Source organism: Pseudomonas sp. FP453, from assembly GCF_030687495.1.
Classification (GTDB): domain Bacteria; phylum Pseudomonadota; class Gammaproteobacteria; order Pseudomonadales; family Pseudomonadaceae; genus Aquipseudomonas.
This window is the reverse complement of sequence record NZ_CP117435.1, coordinates 5,586,344-5,599,071: the sequence shown is the minus strand read 5'-3', so window position 1 is coordinate 5,599,071 and position 12,728 is coordinate 5,586,344. Positions and strand designations below refer to the sequence as shown.

7 protein-coding genes, 4 tRNA genes and 1 pseudogene are annotated in these 12,728 nt (G+C 55.9%); all 12 read left to right on the top strand.

The features are described 5' to 3' along the window. The first annotated feature begins 141 nt into the window (after positions 1–141). The 12 genes and pseudogenes from PSH87_RS25575 (at position 142) to rpoC (ending at position 12,566) form a co-directional block, all read left to right on the top strand. Positions 142–226 (top strand) — tRNA-Tyr (locus PSH87_RS25575). Between the two features lie 24 nt (positions 227–250). After that, positions 251–324 (top strand) — tRNA-Gly (locus tag PSH87_RS25570). A 26-nt stretch (positions 325–350) separates the two neighbouring features. Beyond that, positions 351–426 (top strand) — tRNA-Thr (locus tag PSH87_RS25565). Between the two features lie 161 nt (positions 427–587). Further along, a tRNA-Trp gene (locus PSH87_RS25560) sits at positions 588–663 on the top strand. 45 nt (positions 664–708) lie between these two features. After that, the gene (gene secE, locus PSH87_RS25555) at positions 709–1,077 is read left to right on the top strand and encodes a preprotein translocase subunit SecE (RefSeq protein ID WP_003194658.1); all 369 of its coding nucleotides are present in this window, start codon (positions 709–711) and stop codon (positions 1,075–1,077) included. A gap of 9 nt (positions 1,078–1,086) precedes the next feature. Next, the gene (gene nusG / locus PSH87_RS25550) at positions 1,087–1,620 is read left to right on the top strand and encodes a transcription termination/antitermination protein NusG (protein ID WP_003176436.1); all 534 of its coding nucleotides are present in this window, start codon (positions 1,087–1,089) and stop codon (positions 1,618–1,620) included. A 117-nt stretch (positions 1,621–1,737) separates the two neighbouring features. Beyond that, a complete protein-coding gene (rplK, locus tag PSH87_RS25545; RefSeq protein WP_003210097.1) occupies positions 1,738–2,169 on the top strand; it encodes a 50S ribosomal protein L11 in 432 nt (143 codons plus the stop codon). After that, the gene (gene rplA, locus PSH87_RS25540) at positions 2,169–2,864 is read left to right on the top strand and encodes a 50S ribosomal protein L1 (RefSeq protein ID WP_003176434.1); all 696 of its coding nucleotides are present in this window, start codon (positions 2,169–2,171) and stop codon (positions 2,862–2,864) included. Before rplK ends, rplA begins: the two co-directional genes overlap by 1 nt. Positions 2,865–3,063: 199 nt before the next feature. Further along, positions 3,064–3,564, top strand: a complete 501-nt coding sequence (gene rplJ, locus PSH87_RS25535) for a 50S ribosomal protein L10 (protein WP_003232405.1) — start codon at positions 3,064–3,066, stop codon at positions 3,562–3,564. A 78-nt stretch (positions 3,565–3,642) separates the two neighbouring features. Further along, a complete protein-coding gene (gene rplL / locus PSH87_RS25530) occupies positions 3,643–4,008 on the top strand; it encodes a 50S ribosomal protein L7/L12 (RefSeq protein ID WP_017736673.1) in 366 nt (121 codons plus the stop codon). Positions 4,009–4,227: 219 nt separating this feature from the next. After that, a pseudogene (gene rpoB / locus PSH87_RS25525) lies at positions 4,228–8,302 on the top strand (DNA-directed RNA polymerase subunit beta). Positions 8,303–8,366: 64 nt separating this feature from the next. Next, positions 8,367–12,566 (top strand): DNA-directed RNA polymerase subunit beta', encoded by a 4,200-nt coding sequence (gene rpoC / locus PSH87_RS25520; protein WP_305431549.1) that lies wholly within the window; start codon positions 8,367–8,369, stop codon positions 12,564–12,566. Positions 12,567–12,728 lie beyond the last annotated feature (162 nt).

Genomic DNA, 12,728 nt, shown 5'->3' with positions numbered 1-12,728 from the left:
TGCATAGAATGGCGCCCGCTTCGCAGTGAAGACCTTTACGGTCTACAGCGTGAAGCGAACGTCAACGCAGCTAACCTCATATTTTTAAATGAGAAAATGCTTGACAGAAGGTCGGCGTGATGTAAAATGCCGGCTCGCTTAGGAGGGGTTCCCGAGCGGCCAAAGGGATCAGACTGTAAATCTGACGTCTACGACTTCGAAGGTTCGAATCCTTCCCCCTCCACCATTTTTAGCGTGAGCTGCAAGCTCCGCGGGTATAGTTTAGTGGTAGAACCTCAGCCTTCCAAGCTGATGATGCGGGTTCGATTCCCGCTACCCGCTCCAAGTTTGCAGGTTGTGCAGTGTGTTTCGCTCTTGTAGCTCAGTTGGTAGAGCACACCCTTGGTAAGGGTGAGGTCAGCGGTTCAAATCCGCTCAAGAGCTCCATATAACAAGGCAGATATGAAAATATCTGCCTTTGTTTTAACAGCTGCCTCGGCTTGATTCTGGTTTTACTGGCGCTTGTGTCAGGTGGTTTCAAGTCTGTTGGGGTTGGTTGTTGTAAAGTCTTTTTCAGGCCTGCATAATGGTCGGCCTGATTTTGTTTTAGGTCAGTAGCTCAATTGGCAGAGCGACGGTCTCCAAAACCGTAGGTTGGGGGTTCGATTCCCTCCTGACCTGCCAGATTCACGTGGTGTGTCTGGCTTTCTTTTCACAGGATCTTCATAGATGACTCCTAAGGCTGAAGCTCAAAGCTCTCGTTTCGATCTGGTCAAGTGGCTCGCTGTAGTCGCATTGGTGGTCGTAGGCGTTGTTGGCAATCAGTACTACTCTGCTTCGCCGATCCTGTACCGTGTGCTCGCCTTGCTTGCCCTTGCTGCTGTAGCTGCCTTTGTAGGCCTGCAGACTGCTAAAGGCAAGTCTTTCGCGGTCCTGGTAAAGGAAGCTCGCACCGAAATTCGTAAAGTCGTTTGGCCGACTCGCCAAGAAACCACGCAGACCACATTGATTGTCGTGGCTGTTGTTCTGGTTATGGCGTTGCTGTTGTGGGGGCTCGACTCCCTGCTCGGCTGGCTTGTTTCCTTGATTGTTGGCTAAGGGTGTCCCGTGGCTAAGCGTTGGTACGTTGTGCATGCTTACTCGGGTTACGAGAAGCATGTTATGCGCTCTTTGCTAGAGCGCGTAAAGCTGGCAGGCATGGAAGATGGCTTCGGCGAAATTCTGGTTCCCACTGAAGAAGTGGTTGAAATGCGGAATGGGCAGAAGCGTAAAAGCGAACGCAAGTTCTTCCCTGGCTACGTGCTGGTTCAAATGGACATGAACGAAGGTACTTGGCACTTAGTCAAAGATACCCCTCGTGTCATGGGTTTCATCGGCGGAACCGCTGATAAGCCTGCTCCAATCACCGACAAAGAGGCGGAAGCAATTCTGCGTCGTGTTGCTGATGGCAGCGACAAGCCTAAGCCGAAGACGTTGTTCGAGCCGGGTGAGGTTGTTCGTGTCACAGATGGTCCGTTTGCTGATTTCAACGGCACTGTCGAAGAAGTTAACTACGAAAAGAGCCGGATCCAAGTGGCGGTGCTCATTTTCGGTCGCTCTACTCCGGTAGAGCTGGAATTCAGCCAGGTCGAGAAGGTCTAGCTGAACAAGCATCCCAACCCCACAGCCTTAGGCTGTGGGGTTTTGTCGTCACTGGGATAAACGCGCAAGTAACCGGGGAGCCTTTCGAGGCGCTTGAACCCGTAATTGGAGTGCCTCATGGCCAAGAAGATTACCGCTTACATCAAGCTGCAAGTGAAGGCCGCTCAGGCCAACCCAAGCCCACCCGTCGGTCCAGCTCTGGGTCAGCACGGCGTGAACATCATGGAATTCTGCAAGGCCTTCAACGCCCGTACTCAGGGTATTGAGCCAGGTCTGCCGACTCCAGTGATCATCACTGTATACAGCGACCGTAGCTTCACCTTCGAAACCAAGTCGACCCCGGCTTCGGTTCTGTTGAAGAAAGCTGCTGGTCTGACTAGCGGTTCCGCTCGTCCTAACACCGTTAAAGTCGGCACTGTAACTCGTGCTCAGCTGGAAGAAATCGCGAAAACCAAAAACGCGGATCTGACTGCAGCTGATATGGATGCAGCCGTGCGTACCATCGCCGGTTCTGCTCGTAGCATGGGCCTTAACGTGGAGGGTGTGTAATGGCTAAGCTGACCAAGCGCCAAAAGGCTATCGCCGGCAAAATCGAAGCAGGCAAGTCCTACAACTTTGTAGACGCTGCTGCCCTGCTGACCGAGCTGTCGACTGTCAAGTTCAGCGAGTCTGTTGACGTTGCTGTAAACCTGGGTGTTGACCCACGTAAATCCGACCAGGTCGTTCGTAGCGCTACTGTGCTGCCACACGGTACTGGCAAGACTGTACGTGTAGCTGTCTTCACCCAAGGCCCGGCAGCTGAAGCTGCTCTGGCCGCCGGCGCTGATCGCGTTGGCATGGACGACCTGGCTGCCGAAATGAAAGGCGGCGACCTGAACTATGACGTCGTTATTGCTTCCCCGGATGCAATGCGCGTTGTAGGTCAGTTGGGTCAGATCCTCGGTCCACGCGGCCTGATGCCTAACCCTAAAGTCGGCACCGTAACTCCAGACGTAGCTACCGCGGTTAAAAACGCCAAGGCTGGTCAGGTTCGTTATCGCACCGACAAAAACGGCATCATTCACACCTCCGTTGGCAAGGTCGGCTTCGACGCCGTCAAGCTGAAGGAAAACGTTGAAGCCCTGATCGCTGATCTGAAGCGTATCAAGCCGGCTTCCTCGAAAGGTATCTACGTCAAGCGCGTTACCCTGAGCACCACTATGGGCCCAGGTCTGGTCATCGACCAAGGCTCGCTGGACGTATAAGACACAGATTGGCGCGAGAGATCGCGCCAATTGAAAAAATTGGGGTCCCTGCCTGGCGGGGGCTATCCAAGACCGTAGGCGGCGCAAGCCTTAAACCTCAAGCCTACGCAGATGGTGCTCCCGGTTCCTTACCGAATCAGACACCAAAACGACATCCGGCTCCGGCCAGATGAAACGGTAACAAGCAGGAGTTAAACCCGTGGCAATTAATCTCGAAGACAAGAAGGCCATCGTCGCTGAAGTCAACGAGGCTGCCAAAGCTGCTCTGTCCGCTGTCGTGGCTGATGCCCGTGGTGTGACAGTAGGCGCTATGACCGGACTCCGTAAAGAGGCTCGTGAAGCTGGCGTTTACGTACGTGTTGTACGTAACACTCTGCTCAAGCGCGCTGTTGCTGACACTGAATACAGTGTTCTCAACGACGTGTTCACTGGCCCGACTCTGATCGCGTTCTCCAAAGATCATCCAGGCGCTGCTGCCCGTTTGTTCAAGGAATTCGCCAAGAGTCAGGATAAGTTCGAGATCAAGGCAGCTGCGTTCGAGGGCAAGTTCCTCGCAGCTAACCAAATCGACGTACTGGCAACACTGCCGACCCGCGACGAAGCCATTTCGCAGCTGATGAGCGTGATTCAAGGCGCTACCAGCAAGCTGGCTCGTACTCTGGCCGCAGTTCGCGAGCAAAAAGAAGCCGCCGCAGCCTAAGGCTGAACGACTTCTCTCGCGTATTTTTGTTTATTTCGATGGCCGTGTAGGCCGTCCCCCAATTCAGGAAATACAGCAATGTCTATCTCCCAAGACGATATCCTCAACGCCGTAGCTGAAATGTCGGTTCTGCAGGTTGTTGAGCTGATCAAAGCTTTCGAAGAAAAATTCGGCGTTTCCGCTGCCGCTGCTTCCGCTGGCCCAGCTGCTGCTGCTGCCGTTGTTGAAGAGCAAACCGAATTCAACGTCATGCTGACCGAAGCTGGCGAGAAGAAAGTAAACGTGATCAAGGCAGTACGTGAACTGACCGGTCTGGGCCTGAAAGAAGCCAAGGCTGTAGTTGACGGCGCTCCTGCCGTGGTTCTGGAAGCTGTGTCGAAAGACGCTGCTGACAAAGCCAAAGCTACTCTGGAAGAAGCAGGCGCTAAAGTCGAGCTGAAGTAAGCATCGACCTTGCGTCTCCAGCCCAAGCGTTAAGCTGAAGGCTGATGGCTGGTGGCTCTTGCCACCGGCCTTTTTCCGTTCTTGGCTGCCGACTAGGTCGCCGCCATTAACGCGCTGTAGCCACCCGAAGCGGTGGTGCAAACCAAGGGGTTTGCAAGATTTTCTGGCTGCTCCCGTCGGAGGGGCCAAACAAGCAGGTGACCAAGCTGGGGAACGCTGATGGCTTACTCATATACTGAGAAAAAACGTATCCGCAAGGACTTTAGCAAGTTGCCGGACGTCATGGATGTCCCGTACCTTCTGGCTATCCAGCTGGATTCGTATCGTGAATTCTTGCAGGCGGGAGCGACCAAAGATCAGTTCCGCGACGTGGGCCTGCATGCGGCCTTCAAATCCGTTTTCCCGATCATCAGCTACTCCGGCAATGCTGCGCTGGAGTACGTGGGTTATCGCCTGGGCGAACCGGCATTTGATGTCAAAGAATGCGTGTTGCGCGGTGTTACGTACGCCGTACCTTTGCGGGTAAAAGTCCGTCTGATCATTTTCGACAAAGAATCGTCGAACAAAGCGATCAAGGACATCAAAGAGCAAGAAGTCTACATGGGCGAAATCCCACTGATGACTGAAAACGGTACCTTCGTAATCAACGGTACCGAGCGTGTAATCGTTTCCCAGCTGCACCGTTCCCCGGGCGTGTTCTTCGACCACGACCGCGGCAAGACGCACAGCTCCGGTAAACTCCTGTACTCCGCGCGGATCATTCCGTACCGCGGTTCGTGGTTGGACTTCGAGTTCGACCCGAAAGACTGCGTGTTCGTGCGTATCGACCGTCGTCGCAAGCTGCCGGCCTCGGTACTGCTGCGCGCGCTCGGTTATACCACTGAGCAAGTGCTGGACGCTTTCTACACCACCAACGTATTCAGCCTGAAGGATGAAACCCTCAAGCTGGAGCTGATCGCTTCGCGTCTGCGTGGTGAAATTGCCGTCCTGGACATCCAGGATGAAAACGGCAAGGTGATTGTTGAGGCTGGCCGTCGTATTACTGCGCGCCACATCAACCAGATCGAAAAAGCCGGTATCAAAGAGCTGGAAGTGCCTCTGGACTACGTCCTGGGTCGCACCACCGCCAAGGTTATCGTTCACCCGGCAACAGGCGAAATCCTGGCTGAGTGCAACACCGAGCTGAACACCGAGATCCTGGCGAAAATCGCCAAGGCCCAGGTTGTTCGCATCGAGACCCTGTACACCAACGATATCGACTGCGGTCCGTTCGTCTCCGACACTCTGAAGATCGACTCCACCAGCAACCAATTGGAAGCGCTGGTCGAGATCTATCGCATGATGCGTCCTGGCGAGCCGCCAACCAAAGACGCTGCCGAGACCCTGTTCAACAACCTGTTCTTCAGCCCTGAGCGCTATGACCTGTCTGCGGTCGGCCGGATGAAGTTCAACCGTCGTATCGGTCGTACCGAGATCGAAGGTTCGGGCGTGCTGTGCAAGGAAGATATCGTCGCGGTACTGAAGACTCTGGTCGACATCCGTAACGGTAAAGGCATCGTCGATGACATCGACCACCTGGGTAACCGTCGTGTTCGCTGCGTAGGCGAAATGGCCGAGAACCAGTTCCGCGTTGGCCTGGTACGTGTTGAGCGTGCGGTCAAAGAGCGTCTGTCGATGGCTGAAAGCGAAGGCCTGATGCCGCAAGACCTGATCAACGCCAAGCCAGTGGCTGCGGCGGTGAAAGAGTTCTTCGGTTCCAGCCAGCTCTCGCAGTTCATGGACCAGAACAACCCGCTCTCCGAGATCACCCACAAGCGCCGTGTTTCTGCACTGGGCCCGGGCGGTCTGACCCGTGAGCGTGCTGGCTTTGAAGTGCGTGACGTACACCCGACGCACTACGGTCGTGTTTGCCCGATCGAAACGCCGGAAGGTCCGAACATCGGCCTGATCAACTCCCTGGCTGCCTATGCGCGCACCAACCAGTACGGCTTCCTCGAGAGCCCGTACCGTGTGGTGAAAGACGCCCTGGTTACCGACGAGATCGTGTTCCTGTCCGCCATCGAAGAAGCTGATCACGTGATCGCTCAGGCTTCGGCCACGATGAACGACAAGAAAGTGCTGGTCGACGAGCTGGTTGCTGTTCGTCACTTGAACGAGTTCACCGTCAAGGCGCCGGAAGACGTCACCTTGATGGACGTATCGCCGAAGCAGGTAGTTTCGGTTGCTGCGTCGCTGATCCCGTTCCTGGAGCACGATGACGCCAACCGTGCGTTGATGGGTTCCAACATGCAGCGTCAAGCTGTACCGACCCTGCGCGCTGACAAGCCGCTGGTAGGTACCGGCATGGAGCGTAACGTAGCTCGTGACTCCGGCGTTTGCGTCGTGGCTCGTCGTGGCGGCGTGATCGACTCCGTTGATGCCAGCCGTATCGTGGTTCGTGTTGCCGATGACGAAGTTGAAACTGGCGAAGCCGGTGTCGACATCTACAACCTGACCAAATACACCCGCTCGAACCAGAACACCTGCATCAACCAGCGTCCGCTGGTGAGCAAGGGTGATCGTGTTCAGCGTAGCGACATCATGGCCGACGGCCCGTCCACCGACATGGGTGAGCTGGCTCTGGGTCAGAACATGCGTATCGCGTTCATGGCATGGAACGGCTTCAACTTCGAAGACTCCATCTGCCTGTCCGAGCGTGTGGTTCAAGAAGACCGCTTCACCACGATCCACATCCAGGAACTGACCTGTGTGGCACGTGACACCAAGCTTGGGCCTGAGGAAATCACTGCAGACATCCCGAACGTGGGTGAAGCTGCACTGAACAAGCTGGACGAAGCCGGTATCGTTTACGTAGGTGCTGAAGTCGGCGCAGGCGACATCCTGGTTGGTAAGGTCACTCCGAAAGGCGAGACCCAACTGACTCCGGAAGAAAAACTGCTGCGTGCCATCTTCGGTGAAAAAGCCAGCGACGTTAAAGACACCTCCCTGCGCGTGCCGACTGGCACCAAAGGTACTGTCATCGACGTACAGGTCTTCACCCGTGACGGCGTTGAGCGTGATGCTCGTGCACTGTCCATCGAGAAGACTCAGCTCGACGAGATCCGCAAGGACCTGAACGAAGAGTTCCGTATCGTTGAAGGCGCGACCTTCGAACGTCTGCGTTCCGCTCTGGTAGGCCACAAGGCTGAAGGCGGCGCAGGTCTGAAGAAAGGTCAGGACATCACCGACGAAATCCTCGACGGTCTTGAGCACGGCCAGTGGTTCAAACTGCGCATGGCTGAAGATGCTCTGAACGAGCAGCTCGAGAAGGCCCAGGCCTACATCGTTGATCGCCGCCGTCTGCTGGACGACAAGTTCGAAGACAAGAAGCGCAAACTGCAGCAGGGGCGATGACCTGGCTCCAGGCGTGCTGAAAATCGTCAAGGTTTACCTGGCAATCCGTCGCCGCATCCAGCCGGGCGACAAGATGGCCGGTCGTCACGGTAACAAAGGTGTGGTCTCCGTGATCATGCCGGTTGAAGACATGCCGCACGATGCCAATGGCACCCCGGTCGACGTCGTCCTCAACCCACTGGGCGTACCTTCGCGTATGAACGTTGGTCAGATCCTTGAAACCCACCTGGGCCTCGCGGCCAAAGGTCTGGGCGAGAAGATCAACCGTATGATCGAAGAGCAGCGCAAGGTCGCAGACCTGCGTAAGTTCCTGCACGAGATCTACAACGAGATCGGCGGTCGCAACGAAGAGCTGGACACCTTCTCCGACCAGGAAATCCTGGATCTGGCGAAGAACCTGCGCGGCGGTGTTCCAATGGCTACCCCGGTATTCGACGGTGCCAAGGAAAGCGAAATCAAGGCCATGCTGAAACTAGCAGACCTGCCAGAAAGCGGCCAGATGCAGCTGTTCGACGGCCGTACCGGCAACAAGTTCGAGCGCCCGGTTACTGTTGGCTACATGTACATGCTGAAGCTGAACCACTTGGTAGACGACAAGATGCACGCTCGTTCTACCGGTTCGTACAGCCTGGTTACCCAGCAGCCGCTGGGTGGTAAGGCTCAGTTCGGTGGTCAGCGTTTCGGGGAGATGGAGGTCTGGGCACTGGAAGCATACGGTGCTGCTTACACTCTGCAAGAAATGCTCACAGTGAAGTCGGACGATGTGAACGGTCGGACCAAGATGTACAAAAACATCGTGGACGGCGATCACCGTATGGAGCCGGGCATGCCCGAGTCCTTCAACGTGTTGATCAAAGAAATTCGTTCCCTCGGCATCGATATCGATCTGGAAACCGAATAACACGTGACGCGAATCGAGAGCGGGGCTGTTTAGCCCGCTCTCTGCTCCGCCAGGAGGAAAGGCCTTGAAAGACCTACTGAATTTGCTGAAAAACCAGGGTCAAGTCGAAGAGTTCGACGCCATCCGTATTGGATTGGCATCGCCTGAGATGATCCGTTCGTGGTCGTTCGGTGAAGTTAAAAAACCGGAAACCATCAACTACCGTACGTTCAAACCTGAGCGTGACGGCCTGTTCTGCGCCAAGATCTTTGGCCCGGTAAAGGATTACGAGTGCCTGTGCGGTAAGTACAAGCGCTTGAAGCACCGTGGTGTGATCTGCGAGAAGTGCGGCGTTGAAGTTGCGCTGGCCAAAGTTCGTCGTGAGCGCATGGCGCACATCGAACTGGCTTCGCCGGTTGCCCACATCTGGTTCCTGAAATCGCTGCCGTCCCGTATCGGCTTGCTGATGGACATGACCCTGCGTGATATCGAACGCGTTCTCTACTTCGAGAGCTATGTCGTTATCGATCCAGGCATGACCACCCTTGAAAAAGGTCAGCTGCTGAACGACGAGCAGTACTTCGAAGCGCTGGAAGAGTTTGGCGACGATTTCGATGCCCGCATGGGTGCCGAAGCTGTCCGCGAGCTGCTGCACGCTATCGACCTGGAACACGAGATTGGCCGTCTGCGCGAAGAAATTCCGCAAACCAACTCTGAAACCAAGATCAAGAAACTGTCCAAGCGTCTGAAGTTGATGGAAGCCTTCCAGGGTTCCGGCAACTTGCCAGAGTGGATGGTGCTGACCGTTCTGCCGGTTCTGCCGCCAGACCTGCGTCCGCTGGTACCGTTGGACGGTGGTCGTTTCGCGACGTCCGACCTCAACGACCTGTACCGCCGCGTGATCAACCGTAACAACCGCTTGAAGCGCCTGCTTGATCTGTCCGCTCCGGACATCATCGTGCGCAACGAAAAGCGTATGTTGCAAGAAGCCGTCGACGCCTTGCTCGACAACGGTCGTCGTGGCCGCGCTATCACCGGTTCCAACAAGCGTCCTCTGAAATCCCTGGCTGACATGATCAAGGGTAAGCAAGGTCGTTTCCGTCAGAACTTGCTCGGTAAGCGTGTTGACTACTCCGGTCGTTCGGTAATTACCGTAGGCCCGACCCTGCGTCTGCACCAGTGCGGTCTGCCTAAGAAGATGGCTCTCGAGCTGTTCAAGCCATTCATCTTCGGCAAGCTGGAAATGCGCGGTCTCGCGACCACCATCAAAGCGGCCAAGAAAATGGTCGAGCGCGAACTGCCAGAGGTTTGGGACGTTCTCGCTGAAGTGATCCGCGAACACCCGGTTCTCCTCAACCGTGCACCGACCCTTCACCGTCTGGGTATCCAGGCGTTTGAACCGGTACTGATCGAAGGTAAGGCTATCCAGCTGCACCCTCTGGTCTGTGCTGCGTACAACGCCGACTTCGACGGCGACCAAATGGCCGTGCACGTACCGCTGACACTGGAAGCCCAGTTGGAAGCGCGTGCGTTGATGATGTCGACCAACAACATTCTGTCGCCAGCCAACGGTGAGCCAATCATCGTTCCGTCGCAGGACGTTGTATTGGGTCTGTACTACATGACCCGTGAAGCGATCAACGCCAAGGGCGAAGGTCGTGTGTTCGCTGACCTGCAAGAAGTTGACCGTGTGTTCCGTGCCGGCGAAGCCGCACTGCACGCCAAGGTCAAAGTGCGGATCAACGAAACCGTCAACGACCGTGATGGCGGCAGCGTGAGCGGCACCCGTATTGTCGACACTACTGTCGGCCGTGCGCTGCTGTATCAAGTTGTGCCAAAAGGTCTGTCGTACGACGTCGTCAACCTGCCGATGAAGAAAAAGGCGATCTCCAAGCTGATCAACCAGTGCTACCGCGTGGTTGGTTTGAAAGAGACCGTGATCTTCGCTGACCAGTTGATGTACACCGGTTTTGCTTACTCGACCATTTCCGGCGTTTCCATCGGTGTTAACGACTTCGTTATCCCGGATGAAAAAGCCCAGATCATCGGTGCTGCTACCGATGAAGTGAAAGAGATCGAAAGCCAGTACGCCTCCGGCCTGGTAACCCAGGGCGAGAAGTACAACAAAGTGATCGACCTTTGGTCGAAGGCGAACGACGAAGTTTCCAAGGCGATGATGGCCAACCTCTCGAAAGAGAAGGTTATCGACCGTCACGGCGTGGAAGTCGATCAAGAGTCCTTCAACTCGATGTACATGATGGCCGACTCGGGCGCACGGGGTTCTGCTGCGCAGATCCGTCAGCTCGCCGGTATGCGTGGCCTGATGGCCAAGCCGGACGGTTCCATCATCGAAACGCCGATTACTGCGAACTTCCGTGAAGGTTTGAGCGTACTTCAGTACTTCATCTCCACTCACGGTGCTCGTAAGGGTCTTGCGGATACCGCGTTGAAAACCGCTAACTCGGGTTACCTGACTCGTCGTCTGGTAGACGTTGCACAAGATCTGGTTGTGACCGAGATCGACTGCGGCACCGAGCACGGCCTGCTGATGACTCCGCACATTGAAGGCGGTGACGTTGTAGAGCCGCTGGGTGAGCGCGTACTGGGTCGAGTGATCGCCCGTGACGTATTCAAGCCAGGCACCGAAGAAATCATCGTTCCTGCCGGTACTCTGGTAGACGAGAAGTGGGTCGAGTTCATCGAACTCAACAGCATCGACGAAGTGATTGTTCGCTCGCCGATCAGCTGCGAAACCCGCTACGGCATTTGCGCCAAGTGCTACGGCCGTGACTTGGCACGTGGTCACCAGGTGAACATCGGTGAAGCGGTCGGCGTTATTGCTGCCCAGTCCATCGGTGAGCCGGGTACCCAGCTGACCATGCGTACGTTCCACATCGGTGGTGCGGCAAGCCGGACCTCCGCAGCCGACAGCGTTCAGGTGAAGAATGGCGGTACCGTCCGTCTGCACAACCTGAAGCACGTTGAGCGAGTGGATGGCCACCTGGTTGCTGTGTCCCGTTCCGGTGAGCTGGCCATCGCTGATGACTACGGTCGTGAGCGTGAGCGTTACAAGCTGCCGTACGGTGCTGTGATTTCGGTTAAAGAAGGTGACAAGGTCGACGCTGGCGCAATCGTGGCCAAGTGGGATCCGCACACTCACCCAATCGTTACCGAAATGAAAGGTACCGTGACCTACGTGGGCATGGAAGAAGGCATCACGATCAAGCGTCAGACTGACGAATTGACCGGTATGACCAACATTGAAGTACTCGACGCGAAAGATCGTCCAGCTGCCGGTAAAGACATCCGTCCTGCCGTGAAGATGGTCGACGACAACGGCAAGGACTTGTTGCTGCCAGGTACTGACGTAATCGCTCAGTACTTCCTGCCAGCCAACGCCCTGGTCGGTGTAGCGGATGGTGCGAAGATCGCGATCGGTGATGTTATCGCGCGTATCCCGCAAGAAACTTCGAAAACTCGTGACATCACCGGTGGTCTGCCGCGTGTTGCCGACTTGTTCGAAGCTCGTCGTCCGAAAGAAGCGTCGATTCTGGCTGAAGTCAGCGGCACCATCGCGTTCGGTAAAGAGACCAAGGGCAAGCGCCGTCTGGTCATTACCCCGAACCACGGTAGCGATCCGTACGAAGAGCTGATTCCGAAGTGGCGTCACCTGAACGTGTTCGAAGGCGAACAGGTAAACCGCGGCGAAGTTATCTCCGACGGCCCAAGCGATCCACACGACATCCTGCGTCTGCTGGGTGTGAGTGCGCTGGCCAAGTACATCGTGAACGAGATCCAGGACGTTTACCGTCTGCAAGGCGTGAAGATCAACGACAAGCACATCGAGACCATCCTGCGTCAGATGCTGCGTAAAGTTGAAATCGCAGAATCCGGCGATTCCAGTTTCATCAAGGGCGACCAGATGGAACTGACTCACGTACTGGTAGAAAACGAGCGCCTGGCGAACGACGAGAAATTCGTTTCCAAGTTCACTCGCGTGTTGCTGGGTATCACCAAGGCGTCGTTGTCCACTGAGTCGTTCATCTCGGCGGCCTCCTTCCAGGAGACCACTCGCGTACTGACCGAAGCAGCGGTAACCGGCAAACGCGACTATCTGCGCGGCCTGAAAGAAAACGTTGTCGTGGGTCGTTTGATCCCGGCAGGTACCGGTTTGGCTTACCACAGCGAGCGCAAGCGCCGCCGTGATGCTGACAAGCCGCTGCGCGTAAGCGCCAGTGAAGTGGAAGCTGCACTGACCGAAGCGCTGAACTCAAGCGGTAACTGAGTTCTGCGATAAATAAGTCTGGGCCCTGGCAGTCCCATTCGTCGGATCGAGGCAATTTTGCCCCGGTTCGACAGGTGGGAAGGTCGGGGCCTTGCCTTGACTGGGGACAAGATCCTCTTTAGACTCTTGTACCCCTAAATTTGGCGGGAATTCGTTCCTGCC

Bases quoted from the DNA above. Each gene is read 5' to 3' on its own strand.
- rplK (WP_003210097.1), top strand. From the start codon at position 1,738: ATGGCCAAGAAGATTACCGCTTACATCAAGCTGCAAGTGAAGGCCGCT.
- rplL (WP_017736673.1), top strand. From the start codon at position 3,643: ATGTCTATCTCCCAAGACGATATCCTCAACGCCGTAGCTGAAATGTCG.
- secE (WP_003194658.1), top strand. From the start codon at position 709: ATGACTCCTAAGGCTGAAGCTCAAAGCTCTCGTTTCGATCTGGTCAAG.
- rplA (WP_003176434.1), top strand. From the start codon at position 2,169: ATGGCTAAGCTGACCAAGCGCCAAAAGGCTATCGCCGGCAAAATCGAA.